Below are 21,359 nucleotides of genomic sequence, written 5' to 3'. Positions count from 1 at the left end.
GATGGCCGGGGGACGGGTACCGCATGCCCACGGAAGGGAGCATGCGGTGAGAGATGTTCGAGAACACCAAGGTCGATCATGACCGCGCAACTTCCTGATCCCGACCCGGCACAAACACCTGGGCTCGAGCCAGGAGGAGGCGTGGCACCGGGCAGCACTCCCCCGGCTGCGCCCCAAACGTCCGGTGTATCCGAGCCACAACCGCCGAACACCCGTCGCTTCACTCCCAGTTCGGTGCTTACCGTGGTCGCCGTCTGCATATTCGCCGCGGCGTTCATCGCGGTGGCGGTACTGCTCGTGATGAAGATGGCCGGGGCGGGCGGCTAAGCATGTCGAAATCTGATTACGTTCGCTCCGTAGCGGGCATAGCCACCTGCATGGTCGACGATGCCGGGCAGGCGCCGCAGGAGAATCCGGAGAAGGACCAGTCGCAGTGGGTGACCGGCGACGAGCCCATGACCGGTCCGCAGCGCAGCTACTTGAACACTCTGGCGCAGGAAGCTGGCGAGGAGATCCCGGAGAATCTCACCAAAGCGGAGGCGTCCAGCCTGATCGACAAGCTGCAACAACGAACCGGGCGGGGCGGCTCGTGACCATCGGCGCCGAGGATGTCCGGCGACTGCTCGCCAGCCCAGACGCGGACACAGCCCTGGTAGTGGTCGAGGGGCGCGCCGCGGTCGTTGCGGCGGCGGATCTGAACTCGCCGGAATACCGAGGTGCCCTGCAGGTTACGACGCGCCAGGAATTGCTGCAGCGAGTCGGACAAGCGGATTTATCCGACCGGGAGCTGGCCGAGCAAGCCGAAGATCTCGACACGGCCGTACGAAACTTGGGTGGTTGACCCATCGCGCGCCGCGCCGCCGGCCGTTGCATACAGCGCGGTTTATGGGCCGATGGTGACGGGGTCATCGACCCGGATAACGCCCTTGGCCACCACCGCGAGGTAAGCCCCTGCGCACGCCTGTTTACCGTGACCCCCTGTGTCCAAACGGTTTTCAGCCGCCGGTATGCGAAGGGCCTGCGGCGCCCGCGGCAGCGGGCCGTGCTCGAGTGTGGGAACCACGCAACGTGACGTCGCCGTAAGGACGCGCACCCGCGCCTCGCCGATGGCGAGATCATCACCAACCCAGTCGTTTTCGGCATACGGCGGGTAGTCCGGCGGGGTACTGATCACCAGATTGGGCCGGTACCGCAGCGCCTCCACACCGATGTGCTCGAGGGTGGCGGTCGTGATCGCATGCAAAGGAGCTTCGTCGGTGAACGACTCGCCCGGGGTGGCCGCGGCGATCCGCAGAATGCGGCCCGCGACGTCGGCGTCGAGGCCGAGTTCGAGCAATTGCTCCGGATCGGGACGCACCAGTGTCGCGCCGTCGGGGCGTTGCCTGACCAACCGGACCCGCCGTCGCGTCAGCCGGGAGATCAGTTCGTCGACACCGGGATCATCGGCGGCCACGTTGCTGCCGTCGGGCAGCGTGATTCGCACACCCCGGGAATCTGCCCGCGCGGTGCACGTCAAGAGATCGCGCCAGAGGCGGGGATTCTTCGCGCTGGCCACATGTCCGGTCTCACCATCGACGAGTGCCAGTCGCCGGTCGCCCTCGGCGCCGGCCTCGTCGACCCGCAGGCAGTCGAGGGTTTCGCCCAGCATCGACTTCACCGGATACCGAAGCAGTGCCTGCACCCGCATCTGCACGCTGGGTTTATCGCGGGGGGTCGACTTCTTCATTGGCACCTTCAGTGGAGTTTCACTGCACACTGTGCCCCAAACCGCCTGGCGTTACCAGGGATCAGCCGGGCGCCGCGGTGACGACGATCGACTGATCGCTGGTCTGCCACGCAGTCATGAAAGTGGTGAGGCCGACCTGTTCATCGGCGTGATCGGTACCGGGGTCGTTGAGATGAACGGTCTCTTTGCCGGTGTCGATACCCGTCACGACCAGGAAGTGGTCGGCCTTGGTGCGCTGGTCATCGGCATTCAAGATCACCGAGGAGTTGACGAACGCGATGATCTTGCGGTCGTTCGCCAGGCCCGTGAACATCCGCACCGATCGGTCAAGGAACACACCGGAATTGGGTCGCGATCAGCTTGGCAGTAGGCGCTTTTTCTGCTCTTCGAACTCCTGCTGCGTCAAGATCCCGGCGTCGCGCAGCGACGCCAGTTCGCGCAACTCGGCGGCGATGCTGGTGATCGGGCCGCCCGCCGCAACCTGCGGTGTCGCCGTCGACTCGATCGTCGGCTCCTTCGGCGCCTCGCGCGTCGCCTTTTCGATCCCGCCGGCCCGGGCCCGCTCGCGCCCCAGGGCACCCCCGGTACCGGCCATCGCTCGCCCGGCCATGCTCGCCACGGCCATCTCGCCGAATAAACCCCCGGCCCCACTGGGAGCGGCGGCGGCCGCGGCTTCCGCGGCGGCGCCGGCGGTGGTGGTGGGCAGGACGACGGCGGCCGGACGAATTGCCGGGGCGGCCGCCGTCCAGCCTGGCGGCACCGACAGACCGCCGACCGTGTTGGCCTGGCCAAGCCCCGCTGACGCCAGCGATCCGAACCCGCCCGCCGGGTTGGTGATAACCGGAAATGAGGTGGGCGGCACCGCGCCGGTGCCCGGCCAGGACTGCACACCGGCCCAGCCGCTGACGATGTCATCGGTGTGGAAACCGGTCAGCGTGCCGGCCACGTCGAACGGAAGAGCGATCAACGTACCCGGCGTGTCGATACTGAGCCCGGCCACGCTGGCCGGCGCATCGAGGAAGAACGTGGTGAGATCGGCTCCCAGTCCCAGCACGTCCGTCGTCGAGGCCGGGGCGGCGGCGAGGTTGGGCCCGAACGCAGCGTTGCTCAGCAGGTTGGGTACCGCAGAGAATGATTGCTGCACGGCGTTTTGGGTGCTTCCGGCCGCGGTGCCGGTGGCCTGAGCCACGGCCTCGGACTGGCCGGCGCCGGAATTGCTGGTCGGGTCCGGCTGGGTAAACGGTGTCAGTCGTGTTGCCGAGGCCGTCGTGCCCGCGTAGCCGAACATGGCCGCCGTGTCTTGCGCCCACATCTCGGCATACTCGGTCTCGGTTTGGGCAATCGCCGGTGTGTTCTGCCCCAGGATGTTGGTTGCGACAAGTGTCGCGAGCCGGGTGCGGTTGGCCGCGACCACGGGGGGCGGCACCGTCTGGGCGAACGCCGTCTCGTAGGCGTAAGCGGCAGATCTGGCCTGGTTGGCGGCTTCTTCGGCCTGGGCGCCGGTGGTTCGCATCCACTCCAAATAGGGGGTGATCGCTGCGACCATGGACGCCGACGACGGGCCGACCCATGGACCGGAGGTTAAGGCCGTGATCTCGGCCTGATAGGAGGTCGCCGTCGATTGCAGTGCGGCGGCCAACTCGTCCCATGCCATCGCGGCGGCCAGCATCGGTCCCGACCCCGGACCGGCGTACATCCGCGCGGAGTTAACCTCCGGCGGTAGTACTGCGAAGTCCACGTCGTGCTCCTCCGATCGCTTTCATGGCCACAAGGGGCATTGACGGCCTCGATGCGCGTCGTATGGGGTTAGCCAACCGAGCAGCAAACAAATCGCATTCCCTCCCGGGCCGCCAACGCCGCGAACGAAGACGGCCGAATAAGACGTCCCCAGTGCTAGGGGACCGGTCTCACACGTTTGCAAGTGCTCCCACATCAACCTGTACAGCGAAATTGTTGCCGTGGGTTAACGATAGGTTACCTGCACATGACGGCAGAAACTCACAAGGGTTCGGCTCGTATTGCGCAAATCACCGCAGCCGGCGCTAACCGGGCGGGCAGGTTTCGCGCACCGCCCCGCGCGCCCATGCTCGCACCTTAAGCACTGGTGAAAAGGGTTAGGGCACGCCCAGCAGGTCGGGCGGCGCCGGTTCTGCTTGGATTTGTGGCATCCCCGCGAGTGAGGTCTTTGATGAAAATTGTGCTGGCCGCCTACGGCAGCCGCGGCGACGTCGAACCCTGCGCCGCCGCAGCACGGGAGCTACAACGCCGCGGCCACGAGGTCGTCGTCGCAGTCCCGCCCAACATGACCGGATTGGCCGAGGCGGCGGAGCTTGCCGCGGTCGCTTACGGACCCGACACCCGCGAACAGATCCACATGGCGACCAATTTCGTCCGCAACGTGCACAACCCGATGAGCGCGTTGCCGCAAATCATCGAGCGGGTCACCAAGGTGTGGACCGGCAAGAGCGAGACGCTGGCGTCGTTGGCGGCGGGCGCCGACCTGCTGGTGGCCGGGATGAACGAGCAGCGGCTCGCCGCGAACGTCGCGGAGCATCTCGGCATACCGCTGGCCGCGCTGCACTTCTTTCCCGCCGACATCCTGGAACTCGGCGGGCTGCAATCCGACGTCACCAGTGCGGCCGAAGGGGCCCAGCGGCGCGCGCTCGGTTTGCGCGACGACGCCGAGCGGCCGGCGCAACCAGCGCTCGAGATACAGACCTACGACGAGCTCTGCGCGCCCGAACTGGCGCAGCAATGGGCCTGCTCGGGGTACCGACGCCCCTTCGTGGGTTCGTTGACGCTCGGAATACCGGCCGATGCCGACGACGAGGTGTTGTCCTGGATAGCCGATGGGACGCCGCCGATCTACTTCGGATTCGGCAGCACCCCCGTCACCTCCCCCGCCGAGACGGTCGCCGTGATCAGCGCGGCCTGCGCGCAAATCGGCGAGCGTGCGTTGATCTGCAGCGGCCCAAACGATTTCACCCACATCCCGCCCGCCGACCACGTGAAGATCGTGGAGGCGGTGAACCATGCCGCCGTCTTTCCAGCCTGCCGCGCGATCGTGCACCACGGGGGCGCCGGAACCACTGCAGCGGGCATGCGGGCGGGCGTGCCCATGTTGATTCTCTGGCTCTGGCTCGATCAGCCGATATGGGCTGAGGCGGTCAACAGGTTGGAAGTCGGCCTGGGGCGGGCGTTCTCGGACTCCACCCTCGACTCGCTGGTCGCCGATCTGCGTTCGGTGCGTGCTGCCCATTACCTCAGCAGGGCCCGGGAGGTCGCTACCCAAGTGACCACATCGACGGAAAGCATTGCGAGGGCGGCCGATCTCCTCGAGGGCGCCGCCGAACGCGCATAGCCGTGCCGGCCGTTCGTCTCAGCGGTGGTGTAAAGCCCGCCGGTCGTGTAAAAGGTTCTGGTGCAGGATCCGCCGAGTAGCTCGTTCGATCCGATGATGTTGCGCGAAGCGCTGATCAGGCGGCTGTACCGCCGGTTGTCGGCCGAGGGCCATATCCGGGTGCCGGCGGTGCCGGCCCTGATCGACGAGTACGTCCAGTTGTGCGGCAACGTCTGTGCCACCCTGGGCGTCTGGTACGCACCCGAACAAGCCGCACAGCTGCGGACCGCGCTGAAAGGCGAGCTGGAAAAGGCCTTCAAGGCGTCCCCTCGGTCGGAGGTGGTCATCTCCTATCAGGCTCCCTTCGGGACGGGCGTCAATTTCCGCGTCCAAGCCGATTGGCGGACGGTGGCGGCCGACTACGACCAGTGGATGGAGGTCCGCCCACCGCCGCTGTTCGGCACCGAGCCAGACGCACGCGTGCTGGCCCTGGCCGCCGAAGCGGCCGACGCCAGCACGTACCGGATATTGGACGTCGGCGCGGGGACCGGGCGCAACGCCCTGGCCCTGGCCCGACGCGGACATCCGGTCGATGCGGTCGAGATGACCGCGAAGTTCGCGGAGGTCATCGTTTCCGAAGCCGCCGGCGAATCGCTGAGCGTGAACGTCATTCAAAGCGACGTCTTCACGGCCATGGAGGACGTTCGCGAGGAGTACCAGCTGATGGTGCTCTCAGAAGTGGTTCCCGACTTCCGCACCAGCCACGAGTTGCGCGGCATGTTCGAACTCGCCACGGATTGTCTGGCGCCCGGTGGGCGTCTGGTCTTCAACATCTTCCTGGCCCGCGACGGTTACGTTCCGGACGACGCCGCAGTGCAACTCAGTCAGCAGTGCAACAGCATGACCTTCACCCGCGACGAGGTGGCCGCTGCGGCGGCCGGTCTACCGCTCGAGCTTGTCGCCGACGACTCCGCCTACGACTACGAGAAGGCAGGTTCAGCGCCGGGCGCTTGGCCGCCCACCGGCTGGTTCGAGGGGTGGGCAAGCGGGCTCGACGTGTTCGACGTCGAACGCGACGACTCGCCGATCGAACTGCGCTGGCTCGTTTTCCAGAAGACGGACTGAATACGGCGCGGGCCTACGCGGTCAGGTCGCGAGTGGCCGGTCCTTCCAGCAGCGTGCCATCGGGCGCGAACCGAGACCCGTGCAACGGGCACTCCCACGCTTGGTCGGCGTCGTTCCAGTTCACGATGCCGCCCAGATGCGGGCAGACCGGTGACACGCGGTGTTCGGTGCCGTCCACCCGGCAGCGGGCCTCCAAATGCCACGGCGGACCACTCACCACGCCGCCTTCGCCGTCGGCGGGGCTGCGGCGGTGAGTGCGTATCGCCGGGGTGATCCAGCCCTTCGTCAGATTGAAGCCAACCTCGAGGTTGGCTTGCAGGGCGGTCGCCAGGCCCGAGAGCTCATGCGGACTCCAGCTGGCGAACGCGCGGGCCCAATCCATCCGCCCGCCCAGGATGCGGCTCGACAGCGCCAGTGCCGCGGCCGGGCCATTGGTCATCCCCCACTTATTGAAACCTGTTGCGACAAAGATACTTTCGGTGTTCGGCAGGATGGGGCCCACGTAGGGCAGGTGGTCGATGGGCGTGTAGTCCTGGGCCGACCAGAAGTGGGTCTGCACTGCACCCGGGTAGTGCTTGCGGGCCCACGCCGACAGCTCGTCCAGCGCTTCGGACGGACTCTTTTCACGGCCCACGGTATGACCGGCGCCACCCACGATCAGCCTTTCGCCGTCGGCGACCGGCGCATATCGCACCGACCGCGTCGGCGAGTCGGTGGAGATCATCATCGGCCTGGTGATGTTGCCCGGGACCTTGAAGGCCAGGCAGTAGGACCGGCTCGGCTTCACCCGCGCGAAATAACCGCCGCGATCCAGGATCGGGATCCCGGTGGCAAGCACTAACTGGTCGGCCTGAAGTTCGACGTCTCGCTCGGCCGTGTCGTTGACATGCACGCGCACCTTTTTTCCGCGCCAGGAGACCCGCCGCACCCGGCTGTGCTCCACCAGCCGACCACCGCGGTTGAGCAGCTCGACGGCCAGCGAGTCGAGGAAAGACATCGGGTCGAACTGCGCCTGCTCGGCCAACCGCACACCGCCGTGGTACGCGAACGGCACGTCGGCATCGTCGTCCCACACCACGGGCAGGCCGACCGCCTGACATGCCGCGAGCTCGGCGCGCGCCGACGGGACGCCGCGCACCGACTGGGCATAGGTGTAGGCATCCTCGCGTTGCACCGCCACGTCGTGCGCCTCGCAGTACTCCAGCACCCACTCCTGGCCTTCGCGATTGCCGTCGACATATGCGCGTGCCAAATCCCTGCCGTGCCGTGGCAGCACCTTGGAGAGCTGACTGCCCTGCAGCAGGCTAATTTTGGCGGTGGTGTTTCCGGTCGCGCAGGCCCCCACCGTGCGAGCCTCCAGCACCAGCACGTCCTTGCCCGCGCGAGCCAGCAGGACCGCCGTCATCAAACCGGTGATGCCGGCACCGACGACGATGACGTCGGCGGATGCTGGGCCGTGGTCAAGCTGGCTTGCCGCCCAAGGCTGTTCGGTGCGTTCTGTCATCCACAAAGAAGTCACGGCTGTGCTGATACCCCGGACCGGCGCCGGGAAACGCGGTGGCGAGCTCACGCCCGCTTCAACCGGGCCTTTGCCTCGCGCACCGAATCCGCGGCGGCCCGGCTGGCTTCCTTTGCTTTCCGGTAATCCTTCTCGGCGCTGCTGAGTTCCCGCTCGGCAGCCCGCAACACCCGCGCGGCTTCGTCGCGATGTTGCCGGGCGGCGTCCCGTTGGTCTTGTCGCTCCGACACCAGGTGATCGGCCTGAGCTTTGACGCGTTCCGCGTTGGCGACGGCGGCGCTGAACTTCTCTCGCCGTTGGCCGCGTGCCTTGTCGTCCGCCTGCTGCGCAGCGGGTCGTTTCCGCGCCGGGGTGCTCTGCCGCTTCGACGATTCGCTGTCGGTGCTCGCCGATTCGGGTACCGCATCGCCGAAGGCGCCAAAGCCCGACCACTGTTCGGGCCGGGTTAACCGGCCGAGCCGCGCTGCGATCTGCGGGTCGGCGATGGCGGCTTGCAGTGTGCTGATCAGGTCTTCGCGTATGGTCGCCGACGGTTGCTTCACATCCGCCGCGCCCAGCGCCTTGCGGGTGAGTTGGTCGATGAGTTTGCGTTGCTCGGCCGACAGGTCCCGGATGCGTCCACCATCCATCGCGGCGTGCGCGGCGCGCAATCGCTCACCGAGGTCGGCAAGCCGCTGTCGGGTGTCCGTGTGCCGCAGCGCCAGCCGGTTGACGACCCAGGCCGCAGTGGTGGGTTTTTTGGTGGCGGAAATGCGTTTCGCTGCGTCGGTATCACCGCGCTGTTTGGCGGCGGCTGCCAATTCGGCGCGTTGCGCGGCGAACTCCTTGGGCGGCACGTCATACAGGCTGTCGAGTTCCTCATCGGCCATAAGGCCATGATCTCTCGCGAACGGCCGATGACCGTGCTCGGTGACGAAGCCGCGCCGGATGTCGGTTTAAAAACCGCATGTCGCGGGATACCTCATCTACAACATCGACTTCATCTACAACATCGACTTCGCTGGGCAGAAGTTCGCGCCTGCGAGAACCAGAAAGCAGGTATTCGGCAGCTTGATGATGTCCCAGAACCCCGATCGACTCGGCGGCCGGATCCTGCGGGTCAGCCGGTCTCGCCGACTCTTGCTCGCGGTGTTCGCGATCATCGCCGTGGTGGGCGCGATATACGTTGCGTCGACCTCACATTGCCCGGGCGGCGATTGCCGTCAAGGCGACTCACCCGCGAAAACGGCTGAGCCGGCCCAAATAACGATTACTCCCGGACCCGACGCACGTGACGTCGACCCGGTCGCCCCGGTCATCGTCAAAGCCGACAATGGGACCCTGACCGGCGTCGACATGGTCAACGAGAGCGGTAAACCGGTCGAAGGCGTCATGACGCCGGATAACACGGTATGGAAGCCGACGGTCCCGCTGGGCTACGGGCGCACCTACACTTTGACGGTCACCAGCAGTGGCGTCAGCGGCGTTGCGGCCAAGCAGGTTTCGTCGTTCTCCACGCTGAAGCCGTCCAACCAGACCAAGGTGTCGTTCACCACCACCTCGGAGGCCCCATTGCGCGACGGCGGCACCTACGGCGTCGGAATGGTGGTCGTGGCGCACTTCGACGAGAAAATCGCCGATCGGCCGGCCGCCGAGCGGCAGCTGTCGGTGACCACCAACCCGAAAGTCGAGGGTTCCTGGTACTGGGTCGACGACCAGAACGCGCATTGGCGACCCGAGCGCTACTACGCACCGGGAACGACCGTCACCGCCGAGGCGAAAATCTACGGAATCGCCTTGGGCGACGGTCTATTCGGGCAAGACGACACCAAGGTGTCCTTTCGCGTCGGCGATGCACACGTATCAATCGCCGACGACGCTACCCACCAGGTCAGCGTCTTCAGCAACGGGATTCTGCAGCGCACCATGCCCACCTCGATGGGTATGGGCGGCACCGAAGACGTCGGCGGAAAGACCATCTCGCTATGGACCCCATCCGGGGTCTACACCGTCCTCGACAAGGGCAATCCCGTCATCATGGACTCCTCGACGTTCGGGCTGCCGAAGAACTCCAGGCTCGGATACCGCGAGACCATCAATTGGGCCACCAAGATCAGCAGCGACGGCATCTATCTGCACGAGCTCGACGCGACGGTATGGGCCCAGGGGCGCCAGGACACATCGCATGGCTGCCTGAACCTCAACGCCGACAACGCGAAATGGTTCTTCGACTTTTCGGTACCGGGCGACGTGGTCGAAATCCGCAACAGCGGTGGCCCTCCGCTGACGCTGGCGCAGAACGGCGACTGGACGCTCAGCTGGGAGGATTGGCGCAAGGGCAGTGCACTCAGACCCACCTGATCCTGGGTGACTCAGCTCATTCGTCACCCAGCGTTGTGGCACACTTCACAAGAAAGTCTTGACTCGTTCCAGATAAGTGCGTCATATTGGTGGCGTGTCATCGACGGCCGATTACGCGGAAAGGTTGCGGAGGGCCGATCTACGGGTGACCCGGCCCAGGGTTGCCGTGCTGGAAGTCGTGGACGCCAATCCGCACGCCGATACCGAGACGATCTTCTCGGCGGTGCGCGTGGGCCTGCCCGACGTGTCCCGCCAAGCCGTCTACGACGTCCTCAATGCGCTGACCTCTGTCGGTTTGGTTCGCCGCATCCAGCCCTTGGGCATGGTCGCGCGCTACGAATCGCGCGTCGGCGACAACCATCACCACGTCGTCTGCCGGTCGTGCGGGATCATTGCCGACATCGACTGCGCCGTCGGTGACGCTCCCTGCCTCACCCCCTCCGACGACGACAACGTTCTTGATGGCTTCGTTCTCGACGAGGCCGAAGTCATCTATTGGGGCCTGTGCGCCGATTGCTCGACCACAGGCTCTTGAGCACCGCTAGATTCACCCACCCCGGAAAGGAATGTTGTGTCATCTGATACATCCGCTAGCCGTCCACCCCAGCCAGACGCCGGGACGGCTAGCAAAAGCGAAAGCGAAAACCCGGCAATTCCATCCCCTACGCCGAAATCGCATGCGCCCCTGACGAACCGGGACTGGTGGCCAGACCAGATCGACGTGTCGAAATTGCATCCGCACTCGCCGGCGTCCAACCCGCTAGGCGAGGACTTCGACTACCCGGCGGAGTTCGCCAAACTTGACGTCGATGCCCTCAAGGCCGACGTGATCTCGGTGATGACCACCTCGCAGGACTGGTGGCCAGCGGACTACGGCCACTACGGGGGCCTCTTCATCCGGATGAGCTGGCATGCGGCTGGTACCTACCGCATTCACGACGGCCGCGGCGGCGGCGGCCAGGGCATGCAGCGCTTCGCCCCGCTCAACAGTTGGCCGGACAACGTGAGTCTGGACAAGGCCCGCCGGCTGCTGTGGCCGGTCAAGAAGAAGTACGGCAACAAGATCTCCTGGGCCGATCTCATCATCTTCGCGGGTAACTGCGCCCTGGAGTCGATGGGATTCAAGACCTTTGGGTTCGCGTTCGGCCGCGAAGACGTTTGGGAGCCCGAAGAGATCCTCTGGGGAGAAGAGGACGAATGGTTGGGCACCAACAAGCGCTACTCGGGTGAACGCGATCTCGCGCAACCGTACGGTGCCACCACCATGGGTCTGATCTACGTGAATCCTGAAGGCCCCGAAGGCAAGCCGGATCCGGTCGCCGCGGCCATCGACATCCGCGAGACGTTCGGCCGGATGGCGATGAACGATGAGGAGACGGCCGCCCTCATCGTCGGAGGCCACACCTTCGGCAAGACCCACGGCGCTGGTGACGCCGACCTGATCGGTCCCGAGCCGGAGGCCGCCCCGATCGAACAGCAAGGGCTGGGCTGGAAGAGCTCGTATGGTAGCGGCGTCGGCAAGGACGCCATCACCAGCGGTCTGGAAGTCGTCTGGACGCCGACGCCGACGAAGTGGGACAACACCTTCCTGGAGACGCTGTACGGGTACGAGTGGGAGCTGACCAAGAGTCCCGCCGGCGCCTGGCAGTTCACGGCCAAGGACGGCGCGGGCGCGGGCACCATCCCGGACCCGTTCGGCGGGCCGGGCCGCGCGCCGACGATGCTGGTCACCGACATTTCGATGCGCGAGTCGCCGATCTACCGCGATATCACGCGGCGCTGGCTGGACCATCCCGAAGAGCTGACCGAGGCGTTCGCCAAGGCGTGGTACAAGCTGCTGCACCGTGACATGGGACCCATCACCCGCTACCTCGGGCCGTGGATCCCCGAACCGCAGCTGTGGCAGGACCCGGTTCCGGCCGTCGACCATGAGCTGGTCGACGACAACGACGTGGCGGCTCTGAAGAGCAAGGTGCTGGCATCCGGTCTCTCCGTTCCCCAGCTGGTCAAGACCGCGTGGTCGGCGGCGTCGAGCTACCGCAACACCGACAAGCGCGGTGGCGCGAACGGCGGGCGGCTCCGTCTCGAGCCGCAAAGGAGCTGGGAGGTCAACGAGCCCGCCGAGTTGGACAAGGTGTTGCCTGTTCTGGAGAAGATCCAGCAGGACTTCAACGCCTCGGCCTCCGACGGCAAGAAGATCTCGATTGCAGATCTGATCGTGCTGGCCGGCTCTGCTGCGGTGGAGAAGGCGGCCAAGGACGCCGGATACGAGATCTCGGTGCACTTCGCACCCGGGCGTACCGACGCATCGCAGGAGAACACTGACGTGGACTCGTTCGCGGTGCTCGAACCGCGGGCCGATGGGTTCCGCAACTACACCCGTCCCGGGGAGAAGGCACCGCTGGAGCAGCTGTTGCTGGAGCGCGCCTACTTGCTTGGCGTGAGCGGTCCGGAAATGACGGTGCTCGTCGGTGGGCTGCGTGCCCTGGGTGCCAATCACGGCGGCAGCAAGCACGGCGTGTTCACCGACCGGCCGGGCGCGTTGACCAACGACTTCTTCGTCAACCTGGTCGACATGGGCAATGAGTGGAAGGCATCGGAGTCAGCGGAGAACGTGTACCAGGTCATCGACCGCTCCACGGGTCAGCAGAAGTGGACCGCAACCGCGAATGACCTCGTGTTCGGCTCCAACTCGGTGCTGCGCGGGCTGGCCGAGATCTACGCCCAGGACGACGCGCAGGGCAAGTTCGTGGAGGACTTCGTCGCGGCGTGGGTGAAGGTCATGAACAACGACCGCTTCGACCTCAAATAAGACGGGCCGGCCGATAAGAAACGGCACCCCGCGAGCCATGCGCTCGCGGGGTGCCGTTTCTTAGGTACCGCGGAACTCAGCGATCCAGATCCCACTGCCCGAAGTCGGCCGCGAGCACGTCGTCGACATCGACATTGATACCGCCCAGCAGCGGACCCGGGTTGCCCGGGCTGTTGACCACCGTTTGGTAGAGCACCGCTGCGGGCTCGCGTTCGCCGTTCGACCATGCCCTGGTCTGCCACGCCCACAGGTGCCCGGGGGTGCTGGAGTGCCCGATGACGCCGTCTCTGATCGCCCATCCACAGACCTGGGCGTCTCCGTAGATGCCGGTACGGCCCACTCCCAACACGGAATTGATTCCCCGAAACCATTGCACCGCAGAGCTATCCCACGTATTCGCGTCGATCTTGTCGTCGACGCTGAAGAAGATCGGGGCCGAGCCCGGGCCTCCCGCCGCGGAGTGCAACCCCATGGCGGTATGAGCGTCGGCCACGCCGCCGTCATAGCCGCGGGTGAAATCCGATGGGTCAGGCCAACCGGGCTTGCCGTACTGGAAGTTGCTGACGATATGCAGTCCCGCGGCGCGCAGCGCATCGGCGTACTCCCGCGTCAGCGGTTTGGCTTCGAAGTTGGCGCCCGGCCGCGACTGCGATACGTAATTCACCACGCCGTCATAGCCGGCCGCCTTGATTTCGTCCGGCGAGATCCTGCGCTCGGCGAAATCGATCAGCCTCATCGCGGCCGCCGACGCTTTCGGGCCGCCGGGTCCGATGGCCAGCGTGCCCAGGCTCAGCAGCGCTGGCGTCAAAGCATAGGTGCCCGCGTATTTGAGGAGGTCACGTCTCGAAGGCGATCGCGAATCCCCGCGTCCAGTCGGTCCGGCCGAATCCCGCACCGCGCGATGGTAACAAAACCCCGTGCCTGGTTTGGGGCGATCTTCGCCGGTCAGCGCCGATCAACTGCGGCGCCGGGCGTTCGGGATCTACGGCCGGAAAGATGGCCGCCACCGATCAGTGGCATGATCTTTGCGTGTCGGACATCCCGGGGGTCGTCTTCGCGCGAGACGGTGGGTTTCCGGCTCGTTGCGCTCGATTAGGTGATCGAACTATAGTCTGGACACATGTCCAGTTTGCTGTCACGGAGCTCGGGAGTCCGTTGACCGCTAAGGATTCGGCGCCACTCCGCGGTCACTTTCCAGCAAAGAAGAGTTGAGTATGCGAATTGCCCTGCTGTCCTACCGTAGTAAGACTCATTGCGGCGGACAGGGCGTCTACGTGCGCCATCTCAGCCACGGCCTGGTCGAACTCGGTCACGACGTCGAGGTGTTTTCCGGGCAACCGTATCCCGACCTGCTTGATCCGAGGGTCAAGCTCACTGAAGTGCCGAGCCTCGATCTCTATCGGGAACCCGACCCCTTCCGGGTGCCGCGGCCGAGCGAGATTCGTGACTCCATCGACGTCCTGGAATTGCTCACCACGTGGACCGCGGGCTTTCCCGAGCCGCGAACGTTCACGATGCGGGCCGCCCGGTTATTGGCGCAGCGGACAGCCGATTTCGACGTCGTCCACGACAACCAAAGCCTGGGCACCGGACTGCTCAGCATTGCCGAGGCGGGACTTCCCGTCGTGGCCACCGTGCACCACCCCATCACCCGGGATCGGGTGCTGGATCTGGCGGCTGCGCGGTGGTGGCGAAAACCGTTGGTGCGCCGCTGGTATGGGTTTCTGGACATGCAGCAAGAGGTCGCCCGGCACATCCCCGACCTGTTGACGGTCTCGTCGTCGTCGGCGTCGGACATCATCGCCGACTTCGGCGTCGCGCCGGAGCAACTGCACGTCGTGCCGCTCGGGGTGAACACGGAGTTGTTCAAACCGGGTTCCGGCCCACGCGAGCCCGGCCGCATCATCGCGATCGCGAGCGCCGATACTCCGCTGAAGGGTGTCCGCACCCTGCTGCAAGCGGTCGCCCGACTGCGCACCGTGCGCGATCTCGAATTGCGGTTGGTCGCCAAAGTGGAACCCAACGGCCCGACCCACAAACTCATCGCCGAACTCGGGATCTCCGACATCGTGCACATCACCAGCGGGCTGTCCGACGCCGAGTTGGCCGCCTTGTTCGCGTCCGCGGAGGTTGCCTGCATCCCCTCGCTCTACGAAGGGTTTTCGCTGCCCGCCGTGGAAGCGATGGCCAGCGGCACCCCGATCGTCGCCAGTCGGGTCGGCGCACTGCCGGAAGTCCTTGGCGCCGACGGCGCGTGCGCCGAACTGGTGCCGCCCGCCGACGTGGATGCCCTGACCCACGCGCTCGGTGAACTTTTGGACTCCCCGGACAAGCGCCGCAATCTGGGCAAGGCCGGCCGGACCCGGGCCGTCGACGTGTTCAGCTGGGAAGCGGTGGCCGCTCAGACCGTCCGGGTTTACCAGCGAGCGATCGCCCGCAACGCGCAGAGCGGAGCGCCATGCTGACAGTCGATTTCGACCGGCTTGGAATTGGGCCGTCCAGCAAGGTGATCGACGTGGGATGTGGGGCCGGCCGCCATGCATTCGAAGCGTATCGGCGCGGCGCCGACGTCGTCGCCTTCGACCGCGACGAAGCTGAATTGCGTTCGGTGGACACCATCCTGCGTGCCATGGCCGAAACCGGCGAGGCGCCCGCCGCCGCGTCGGCGAAGGTGGTTGTCGGTGACGCGCTGAAGTTGCCCTACCCCGACCAGACATTCGACTGCGTGATCGCGTCGGAAATCTTGGAGCACATTCCGGACGACGATACGGCGATCGCCGAGCTGATCAGGGTGCTCAAAGTCGGTGGCACGCTGGCCGTCAGCGTGCCACGGTGGCTGCCCGAGCAGGTGTGCTGGCTGCTGTCCGACGAATACCACAGCAACGAGGGTGGCCACGTCCGCGTTTACCGAGCCAGTGAATTGCGCGGCAAGATCCTCGGCGGCGGAATGGAATTGACCCATACTCATCACGCACATGCCCTGCACTCCCCTTTCTGGTGGCTCAAATGCGCTGTGGGTGTGGAGAACACTGAGCACCGTGCGGTGACCGCCTACCACAAGCTGCTGGTTTGGGACCTGATGCGGCGGCCGAAAATCACCCAGCTGGCGGAATCGATGCTCAATCCGCTGGTGGGCAAAAGTGTAGCGATGTACTTCGTCAAACCGCAGGAGGCGAATAGCCCTGCAACTGAAGGGTATTCAGTTGCATCGGTCTAACCCGCCTGCCGTTACGGGGGTATTGACTCCCGAGCAATGCCGTCAGACCGCGCTGTCAATCGCCGCCGCACAGGAGCCGTCGGGCGCCATCCCCTGGTTCGAGGGTGGGCACACCGATCCGTGGGATCACATCGAATGCGCGATGGCGTTGTCCACCGCCGGGTTGCTGGAGCCGGCGCGAGCGGCCTTCGACTGGAGTCGGCGCACCCAGCGTCCGGACGGGTCCTGGCCCCTACAGTTTCGCGCGGGCGTCATCGAAGACGCCAATAGCGACAGCAACTTCTGCGCCTACATCGCCGCCGGCGTGTGGCACCACGTATTGGTCACCGGCGACAAGTCGTTCGGCGCCGAGATGTGGCCGGTGGTGCACAAAGCGATTGACTTCGTCATCGACATGCAGGTCGGCTATGGCGAAATCGGTTGGGCCCGAAGCGAAGCCGGCCTGTTGACGGAAGCTCTGCTGACCGGGTGCTCGAGCATATTTCACAGTATTCGCTGCGCACTCGCGTTGGCGGCCATGGTCGGGGATCCGCAGCCGGAGTGGGAACTGGCGCTGGGCCGCCTGGGCCACGCCATCTCCGCCCATCCCGAGGCATTCACCGAAAAAGACCGCTACTCGATGGACTGGTACTACCCGATCCTCGGTAGCGCCTTGCGAGGCGCGGCGGCGGCCACGCGCATCAAGCAGCGCTGGGATGACTTCGTGGTCGACGGTCTGGGCATCCGGTGTGTCGGCGATCGTCCGTGGGTAACCGGCGCCGAAACCTGCGAGTTGGTGATGGCGCTGGATGCCATCGGGCAGCACTCGCAGGCTCACCGGCAGTTCGCCGCGATGCAACATCTTCGTGAGGACGACGGATCCTATTGGACCGGTTTGGTTTTCGCGGACGGAAAGCGCTGGCCCGAAGAGCGGACCACCTGGACGGGCGCGGCGATGATCTTGGCGGCGGACGCTTTGTCGAACACCACCGCCGGGGCGGGAATCTTCCGCGGCGACCAGCTGCCGGTGGGTCTGCAAACCGACTTCGATTGCGAATGCGTGGTCGCCGGCCCGGGCCGCTGACCCGCTAAACCTGCTCCCCCGGCTGACCGCCGATACGTTCGAGCACCCTCAGCGATCCGGTGGCCGATACCTCCCGGAACTGGCCGGAATCGAGTGCGCGACAGTAGATGTAATACGGCGGCCGGCCGCCGTCCTTCGGGTCGGGGAACACGTCGTGGATGGCCAGCGCCCCACCGGCGGCGACCCATTTGGCCCATCCGTCGAAGTCCTGGTTGGCAGCGGCTTCGCTGTGCCCACCGTCGATGAACAAGAACTGCAGGGGGGTGCGCCACGCCCTCGCCACCAGCGGTGACCTGCCGACGATCGCGACGACATATTCGTCCAGTTGGGCGGAATCGAGCGCACGACGAAACGTCGGCAGGGTGTCGAACAAGCCCGTGACCTCATCCACCATCGAAGCGTCGTGATATTCCCACCCCGCCTGGTGCTCCTCGGAACCGTGGTGGTGGTCGATGGTGTAGAGCACGCTGGCGGTCTGTTGTGCCGCTGCGCCCAGCAGAAGAGTGGATTTGCCGCAGTAAGTGCCGATCTCGACGCCGACACCGCCACCGAGATAGCGCAGCGCGGCGTCGTAAAGCGCGCGCCCCTCGTCGGCCGGCATGAAACCTTGTACCTGTTCGGCGAGCGCGAACAAGCGCTCGGGCGCACCCGCGTCGACATGGCTCATCAGCTGAACCTATCGCCTGGATCGACACTGCCGTCACCGTGGTCGATGTTCGCGCTCAGCGATCACCCGAGATCTTCGGCTGCCCTGCGGCCGGAGCGGGTTCGCTTTACCATCATCGGTGTGCGCGCCCTGCTTATCCCGAGATTTGCTGTTGTCGGTCTGGCCGCGATCGTCGCTGCGGCGGCGCTGATGCTGCCCGCCGCAGTACTTCCGCCCGGCACGCCGGGGGCGGCGCCGCCGGCCGTGGCCGCGAACTGCCCGCCGGTACAGATCGTGTTCGCCCGCGGCCGTAACGAATCACCGGGACCGGGCACGCTGGGCAATGCGTTCATCAGCGATGTCCGCAACAAGGTGAACAAGACGGTCGGCGTATACGCCGTGCAGTACCCCGCCGACACCGAGGTCGCCCAGGGCGCCAACGACATGAGCCACCACATCCAGGACATGGTCAACAACTGCCCGGACACCCGACTGGTGCTGGGCGGCTACTCGCTGGGCGCGGCGGTCACCGACGTCGTACTGGCGGCGCCCATCGGTGCATTCGGTTTCGACAGCCCGCTGCCCCCGGGCGTCGATCAGCACGTCGCCGCTGTCGCACTGTTCGGCAACGGAAGCCAGTGGGTGGGCCCGATCACCAACTTCAACCCGACCTACAACGACCGGACCATCGAGTTGTGCCACGGCGCCGACCCGGTCTGCAACCCGGCCGACCCGAACACCTGGAAGGCAAACTGGCCAGAGCATCTCGCCGGTGCCTACATCGACGCCGGCATGGCCAATCAGGCCGCCGACTTCGTCGCAGGCAAGCTCTGATCGACTCGGCACCGGCGCCCCGCCGGCGCAAGCGCTAGGCGGTCGTGCAGCGGCAGCCCGTTGGGCCACGCCTACCGCAGGTTGGTGGGATTGAGGTCCTCGGGCATCTGCTGGCCGGCGTCCTCGTAGGCCTTTTTGATCGCAGCCATCGCCGGTGCGCCGTAGTCGCGCTTCTTCGCGACCACCATGTCGTAGCTGGCCCGCAGCGGCTCCATGTGTCCCCGAAATTCGGGAATCACGTAGCGCCCCATCAGTTCGTAGCTGCGCAGGGTGGCCTCTCGGTCGGCCCAATCCCCGGCCAGCACCAGGAAGCCACCGAACCCGCCGGTGAGGTTCTGCAGCCGGTGCAGCGCCTCGATCATGTCGTCGGGAGTGCCTACGATGCGGCGTCCTCTTCGATCTCCTGCTCCAAGGTGTAGTCGTTCTTCAGTCCAGCGACCCGCTTGAAGTACCCGACACGTTCGGCTTCCCGCCCCTCGATCACCTCGGCCTTGGCCTGCTCCCGGGTGTGCGCGAGATGCGCCCGGATCACCAGTCGCCATTCGTCGCGGCGCAATTGCTTGCCGCTTTCCGCAGCGGCCTTCTCGCCGAGCGCCCAGTGCGCCGCCAGGTCCTTTTTGCCGCCGATCAGCCCGGCGCCCAGCGACAGTACCCCCACCCCGTGGGTGCCCGCGGCCGTCATGCCCGACGGTGAGGTGCTGGATGCGACGGCGATCGGCATCGAGCCGTTGACCGGAAGCATCTGCAGCCGAGCCTCATTCAGGGTGAACCAGTCGCTGTTATACGTGACGATCTCCCCGGCGAGCAACCGGATGATCACACCGAGGGCGTCGTTCATCCGCGGGCGCTGCGTGCTGGGGTCGATGCCCATCATGGTGGCGTCCGAAATCAACGCCCCCGGGGCCCACACCGAGCATCGCCCGCCCATGCGTCAGGTAGTCGAGCTGGACGAATCGGTCGGCCACCATCATCGGGTGGTGGTACGGCAGGCTGACCACTCCGGAACCGAGCTTGATCCGCGTGGTCCGCTCTCCGGCGACGGCCAGGAACATGGCCGGGTCGGCGATGTTCTCCCAGGCGGCCGAATGATGCTCGCCGACCCATGCCTCGTCAAAGCCCCACCGATCGCACCACTCGATCAGCTCGAGGTCGCGCTCGTAGGTGGTCAGCGGGCTTTCCCGCACCGGGTGATAGGGCGCGATGAATGTTCCGAACTTCAACATGCCGTCCAGCTCCTATAATCTACGTCAACGTTCATGTTCAAGTCAGCAAGGGGGCGCCGCCGATGCTCGATCCCGCCGCATACCGCACCATCGATGTCGCTGTGGACAGCGCGACCGCCGTGGCGGTGCTGACGCTGAATCGACCGGAGAAGGCCAACGCCGTCGACGACGTGATGCATTCGGAACTGTCCCGCATATTCGCGGCGGCTCAAGATGACGCCTGGGTGCGCGCCGTCGTGCTCACTGGGGCGGGCCGAACCTTCTCGGCCGGCGGCGACGAGTCCGGCGATCGCCAGTACGCGACCAGTTCGGGACGTACTCCGATCGAGGAGGCGCGCCATATCGTCGACGACATCGTGGGGCTGACCAAGCCGCTGGTCGCCGCGGTCAACGGTCATGCGATCGGGCTGGATGCGGTGCCTACATGTCCGAGTCGGCGAAACTCGGGGACCTGCACGTGCATGCCGCGCTGCCGGCGGGCAATGGGGCGGATTTGTCAACGTCAACGTTCACATTGATAGATGTGTTAATCCTCAGGTCAGCTCCCCCGATGGCGTAGTTTGACAACGCGAGACTCGCACACGAGGAGGCCGACGATGCCAGCCGCACGTCAGCAGAGCGACAACGCTCGCCGCCGCCATGAGCGGCGAAATGCCGACCGCCGCGCATCCAACGAGCGGTGGCAGACCATCCTGAAAGGCGCAGCGGAAGTGTTCCGTCGCGAGGGATTCGCAAGGGCGCGGCTGGAAGACGTTGCGGTCGAGGTCGGCATCAATCGCGCCTCGCTCTACTACTACGTGGGCACCAAAGAGGAACTGCTGGTCGCACTCATCGAGCAGCCGGCCTACGAGATGACCCGGCACTGCCGCGAAGCGCTCGAATCCGATGCGGCACCCGAAGAGAAGTTGCGCCGCGCCCTGGATTCCTACATCACCGACCTGGCGACTTATCCCGAGCTGTTCCTGCTGTTGGGCGAAAGTCAGCACATTGCAACCATTCCCGAGGCGCGGGGCATCGTCACCAATGCCGACGCCTACGGCAAGACGCTGCTGGCGATCATCAAAGAAGGCGTCGCCGCCGGCGCCTTCCGTTCCGACCTGGACCCGCGGCTGGTCATGCTCGGCATCCTGGGCATGCACAACTGGATCCACCGCTGGTATGTGCCCGGTGGCCGCAATTCACTGACCGAGATCGGCGACCGGATCACGATCGCCGAACATGAAGTCGTACATCTTAAGCGTGAAATCGTCGGTGACTTCATCTCGCGGGATCGGCTTCAGACGCGGCATTGCGTCTCCTTTCAGCGATCGGACTGCAGATTGCATTCAATCCTAGGCTCTTCCACGGCGTCAACGCAGTTCGTGACGGCGCAGAACCCAAGATTGCGTACAGTCGCGGTCAGGGACGCAGGCCGGACAAAACCATGGCGGCGAAGGCGTCGCCGATCTCGGTCAGTGAATTGCGGCCACCGGGCACATACCAGCGGTGGATCCAGTTGTGCATGCCCAGGATGC

21 protein-coding genes and 3 pseudogenes are annotated in these 21,359 nt (G+C 65.6%); 14 read left to right on the top strand and 10 right to left on the bottom strand.

Annotated features, from left to right (window positions below; genetic code table 11):
* The first annotated feature begins 78 nt into the window (after positions 1–78).
* The 3 genes from A5625_RS28360 to A5625_RS12670 are packed head-to-tail and all read left to right on the top strand — an operon-like array spanning position 79 to position 841.
* Complete coding sequence (locus tag A5625_RS28360) at positions 79–327, top strand: DUF6480 family protein (RefSeq protein WP_082984387.1); 249 nt, start codon at positions 79–81, stop codon at positions 325–327.
* 50 nt (positions 328–377) lie between these two features.
* Positions 378–593 (top strand): DUF3072 domain-containing protein, encoded by a 216-nt coding sequence (locus A5625_RS12675; RefSeq protein WP_066993807.1) that lies wholly within the window; start codon positions 378–380, stop codon positions 591–593.
* Positions 590–841, top strand: coding sequence for a hypothetical protein (locus A5625_RS12670; protein WP_066993804.1), 252 nt, complete (start codon positions 590–592; stop codon positions 839–841). Before A5625_RS12675 ends, A5625_RS12670 begins: the two co-directional genes overlap by 4 nt.
* A gap of 42 nt (positions 842–883) precedes the next feature.
* Here the strand turns inward: A5625_RS12670 and A5625_RS12665 are convergent, their stop codons facing one another.
* From A5625_RS12665 to A5625_RS12655, 3 genes and pseudogenes are all read right to left on the bottom strand, one after another.
* On the bottom strand, positions 884–1,726 hold the full coding sequence (locus tag A5625_RS12665; protein ID WP_066993801.1) for an MOSC domain-containing protein: 843 nt from the start codon (positions 1,724–1,726) through the stop codon (positions 884–886).
* Positions 1,727–1,787: 61 nt separating this feature from the next.
* Positions 1,788–2,027, bottom strand: a pseudogene (locus A5625_RS12660) (papain-like cysteine protease family protein); the annotation flags it as partial.
* Positions 2,028–2,081: 54 nt separating this feature from the next.
* Positions 2,082–3,464, bottom strand: a complete 1,383-nt coding sequence (locus A5625_RS12655; protein WP_066993799.1) for a PPE domain-containing protein — start codon at positions 3,462–3,464, stop codon at positions 2,082–2,084.
* Positions 3,465–3,914: 450 nt separating this feature from the next.
* Here A5625_RS12655 and A5625_RS12650 point away from each other — a divergent pair, with 450 nt between their 5' ends.
* Together A5625_RS12650 and A5625_RS12645 are read left to right on the top strand one after the other, a co-directional pair.
* Complete coding sequence (locus tag A5625_RS12650) at positions 3,915–5,087, top strand: glycosyltransferase (protein WP_066993796.1); 1,173 nt, start codon at positions 3,915–3,917, stop codon at positions 5,085–5,087.
* A 60-nt stretch (positions 5,088–5,147) separates the two neighbouring features.
* Positions 5,148–6,191: a bifunctional 2-polyprenyl-6-hydroxyphenol methylase/3-demethylubiquinol 3-O-methyltransferase UbiG gene (locus A5625_RS12645; RefSeq protein ID WP_066993794.1), complete on the top strand. Its 1,044-nt coding sequence runs from the start codon at positions 5,148–5,150 to the stop codon at positions 6,189–6,191.
* A 13-nt stretch (positions 6,192–6,204) separates the two neighbouring features.
* Here the strand turns inward: A5625_RS12645 and A5625_RS12640 are convergent, their stop codons facing one another.
* Both A5625_RS12640 and A5625_RS12635 read right to left on the bottom strand, forming a co-directional pair.
* The gene (locus A5625_RS12640) at positions 6,205–7,695 is read right to left on the bottom strand and encodes an FAD-dependent oxidoreductase (RefSeq protein ID WP_066993791.1); all 1,491 of its coding nucleotides are present in this window, start codon (positions 7,693–7,695) and stop codon (positions 6,205–6,207) included.
* Between the two features lie 62 nt (positions 7,696–7,757).
* Positions 7,758–8,579 (bottom strand): hypothetical protein, encoded by an 822-nt coding sequence (locus tag A5625_RS12635; protein WP_066993787.1) that lies wholly within the window; start codon positions 8,577–8,579, stop codon positions 7,758–7,760.
* Between the two features lie 184 nt (positions 8,580–8,763).
* On the opposite strand from A5625_RS12635, the gene A5625_RS12630 reads away from it, so the two are divergent.
* From A5625_RS12630 to katG, 3 genes are all read left to right on the top strand, one after another.
* On the top strand, positions 8,764–10,050 hold the full coding sequence (locus A5625_RS12630; protein ID WP_066993784.1) for an Ig-like domain-containing protein: 1,287 nt from the start codon (positions 8,764–8,766) through the stop codon (positions 10,048–10,050).
* Between the two features lie 94 nt (positions 10,051–10,144).
* On the top strand, positions 10,145–10,585 hold the full coding sequence (locus A5625_RS12625) for a Fur family transcriptional regulator (RefSeq protein ID WP_066993781.1): 441 nt from the start codon (positions 10,145–10,147) through the stop codon (positions 10,583–10,585).
* Positions 10,586–10,621: 36 nt separating this feature from the next.
* Positions 10,622–12,862 (top strand): catalase/peroxidase HPI, encoded by a 2,241-nt coding sequence (gene katG, locus A5625_RS12620; RefSeq protein WP_066993778.1) that lies wholly within the window; start codon positions 10,622–10,624, stop codon positions 12,860–12,862.
* A 76-nt stretch (positions 12,863–12,938) separates the two neighbouring features.
* On the opposite strand, the gene A5625_RS12615 is transcribed toward katG, so the two are convergent.
* Positions 12,939–13,757: a DUF1906 domain-containing protein gene (locus A5625_RS12615; RefSeq protein ID WP_066993775.1), complete on the bottom strand. Its 819-nt coding sequence runs from the start codon at positions 13,755–13,757 to the stop codon at positions 12,939–12,941.
* A 319-nt stretch (positions 13,758–14,076) separates the two neighbouring features.
* Between A5625_RS12615 and A5625_RS12610 the strand changes: the two genes are divergently transcribed.
* From A5625_RS12610 to A5625_RS12600, 3 genes are read left to right on the top strand one after another with little or no spacing between them, the layout of a single operon-like run.
* Entirely contained in the window at positions 14,077–15,327 is a 1,251-nt protein-coding gene (locus tag A5625_RS12610; RefSeq protein WP_066993773.1) for a glycosyltransferase family 4 protein, read from the top strand.
* Positions 15,321–16,079, top strand: coding sequence for a class I SAM-dependent methyltransferase (locus tag A5625_RS12605; protein ID WP_066993770.1), 759 nt, complete (start codon positions 15,321–15,323; stop codon positions 16,077–16,079). The genes A5625_RS12610 and A5625_RS12605 overlap by 7 nt, the downstream gene beginning before the upstream one ends.
* Positions 16,066–17,142, top strand: a complete 1,077-nt coding sequence (locus tag A5625_RS12600; protein ID WP_066993767.1) for a prenyltransferase — start codon at positions 16,066–16,068, stop codon at positions 17,140–17,142. Before A5625_RS12605 ends, A5625_RS12600 begins: the two co-directional genes overlap by 14 nt.
* A 4-nt stretch (positions 17,143–17,146) precedes the next feature.
* Here the strand turns inward: A5625_RS12600 and A5625_RS12595 are convergent, their stop codons facing one another.
* Entirely contained in the window at positions 17,147–17,809 is a 663-nt protein-coding gene (locus A5625_RS12595; RefSeq protein WP_066993764.1) for a class I SAM-dependent methyltransferase, read from the bottom strand.
* A gap of 189 nt (positions 17,810–17,998) precedes the next feature.
* Here A5625_RS12595 and A5625_RS12590 point away from each other — a divergent pair, with 189 nt between their 5' ends.
* On the top strand, positions 17,999–18,622 hold the full coding sequence (locus A5625_RS12590; RefSeq protein WP_232003639.1) for a cutinase family protein: 624 nt from the start codon (positions 17,999–18,001) through the stop codon (positions 18,620–18,622).
* Positions 18,623–18,693: 71 nt separating this feature from the next.
* Here A5625_RS12590 and A5625_RS29100 read toward each other — a convergent pair whose 3' ends face one another.
* Positions 18,694–18,984, bottom strand: a complete 291-nt coding sequence (locus A5625_RS29100) for a hypothetical protein (protein ID WP_156748171.1) — start codon at positions 18,982–18,984, stop codon at positions 18,694–18,696.
* Positions 18,985–18,998: 14 nt separating this feature from the next.
* Positions 18,999–19,845 (bottom strand): annotated as a pseudogene (locus A5625_RS30120) (LLM class flavin-dependent oxidoreductase).
* Positions 19,846–19,907: 62 nt separating this feature from the next.
* Between A5625_RS30120 and A5625_RS12580 the strand changes: the two are divergent.
* Both A5625_RS12580 and A5625_RS12575 read left to right on the top strand, forming a co-directional pair.
* The gene (locus tag A5625_RS12580) at positions 19,908–20,363 is read left to right on the top strand and encodes an enoyl-CoA hydratase/isomerase family protein (RefSeq protein WP_066993761.1); all 456 of its coding nucleotides are present in this window, start codon (positions 19,908–19,910) and stop codon (positions 20,361–20,363) included.
* 78 nt (positions 20,364–20,441) lie between these two features.
* Positions 20,442–20,993 (top strand): annotated as a pseudogene (locus tag A5625_RS12575) (TetR/AcrR family transcriptional regulator); the annotation flags it as partial.
* A 250-nt stretch (positions 20,994–21,243) separates the two neighbouring features.
* Here the strand turns inward: A5625_RS12575 and A5625_RS29590 are convergent.
* A complete protein-coding gene (locus tag A5625_RS29590) occupies positions 21,244–21,348 on the bottom strand; it encodes a hypothetical protein (RefSeq protein WP_232003637.1) in 105 nt (34 codons plus the stop codon).
* Positions 21,349–21,359: the final 11 nt, after the last annotated feature.

The sequence above is a fragment of the Mycobacterium sp. 1465703.0 genome, from assembly GCF_001672975.1.
Taxonomy (GTDB): Bacteria; Actinomycetota; Actinomycetes; order Mycobacteriales; family Mycobacteriaceae; genus Mycobacterium.
This window is presented reverse-complemented; position numbering and strand designations above follow the sequence as displayed.